The organism is Colwellia demingiae (assembly GCF_007954275.1).
GTDB classification, from domain to species: domain Bacteria; phylum Pseudomonadota; class Gammaproteobacteria; order Enterobacterales; family Alteromonadaceae; genus Colwellia; species Colwellia demingiae.
The window spans coordinates 1-1546 of record NZ_VOLT01000028.1; the positions used below are offsets into that span (position 1 = coordinate 1).

The 1546-nt window shown below is 39.3% G+C and carries 2 protein-coding genes; both read left to right on the forward strand.

The features are described from left to right. A partial coding sequence (locus tag ESZ36_RS22695; RefSeq protein ID WP_211357848.1) for a hypothetical protein occupies positions 1-225 on the forward strand: 225 nt, incomplete at its 5' end. A gap of 22 nt (positions 226-247) precedes the next feature. Continuing rightward, positions 248-1510, forward strand: coding sequence for an IS110 family RNA-guided transposase (locus tag ESZ36_RS22385; RefSeq protein WP_146792021.1), 1263 nt, complete (start codon positions 248-250; stop codon positions 1508-1510). Positions 1511-1546 lie beyond the last annotated feature (36 nt).

Here is a 1546-nt window from a genome sequence, read left to right on the forward strand (position 1 = left end):
CTTATAGTTCGACCAAGCCACTTATTTAATAAAGTAACTTACTCTTATATTAGGTGGAACATGCTTCTGTTGGTTACGAATATTGAATGGCAAACATCCAATGTTTCTAACAAGACGTTCGAGCCAACAGAGCAACTCGATTTCAAAACGCATACTCAGGGATCGCCGACCACGACTATCTATAAGACCTGCGAGAAACGAGATTTAAGCACATTCCACCTGTAACTTTACGCGGAGGAGCTGCAAAATGAAAGCATATAACATCAATGATTTCGCTGTATTAATCGGCATTGATTGGGCAGATACAAAACATGATATCTGTGAACACCCTAACCACACAAAAAAATACCACTATTGCATTATTAAGAGTAAACCTGAAGCGTTACATGATTGGGCAATGAGCCTTAAACAACGTTACCCAAACCAACAAATAGCAGTGGCTTGCGAGCTAAAAAAAGGTCCTCTCATTTATGCGTTAGCCAAATATAGTCATCTCACTTTATTTACCATTAACCCTTCATCCGTGGCCAATTACCGTAAAGCATTTACGCCAAGTAACGCGAAAGATGATCCCTCTGATGCACTAATACAAGTCGAAATACTCACTCTGCATATGGACAAACTAACCGTTATTGAACCCGAGTCAGCAGCTATGCGCTCACTGACACAGTTGGTCGAATATCGACGTAACTTGGTACAAGACAGTGTAGATTTATCCAATAAAATAACAGCTACACTAAAGAACTACTACCCACAAGTACTTGAATTGTTTAAAGAAAAAGATACCACCATCTTCTGCGACTTTATCAGTAAATGGCCTTCACTTACCAAAGCTAAAAGAGCAAAAAAACAAACACTCTTAGACTTTTTTAATAGCCATAATTCACATTACGTCCATGTTAATGAAGCGCGTATTGCCAGTATAAAAAGTGCGATGCCATTAACTGATGACAGGGGCGTGATAGAGCCAAATCAATTATTAGTTGGAGTGCTCATTGCACAATTCAAAGTGTTATTAAAGGGGATTGAATCACTAGATAAAGTGATAAAGCAAGCTTACAAAGTACAGCAAGACAAACCTATTTTTGATAGTCTTCCTGGCGCAGGGCCACAACTTGCACCACGCTTATTAGTTGCATTTGGCAGTAACAGAAACCGTTATGACGATGCCTCTGAGCTACAGAAATATGCCGGTATTGCGCCCGTAATTGAACGTAGCGGTAAGAAAATGTGGACACATTGGCGATATAGTTGCCCAACCTTTTTAAGGCAAACTTTCGTTGAATGGGCAGGATTTTCGATACGTTATTCATTTTGGGCTAAGGCTTATTATGAACAACAAAAAAGCAAAGGAAAACCACATAACAGCATCATCAGATCGCTAGCTTTCAAGTGGATTAGAATCTTATTTAGGTGCTGGAAAACCAATACACCCTACGACGAATCAAAATATTTAAAGGCATTAAAACGAAGAGGCTCGCCACTGTTAAAATTTGCGGTAAATAGCTAATTTAAACTTGTTGTCCACCTCAGGGCGTGTTGTTAT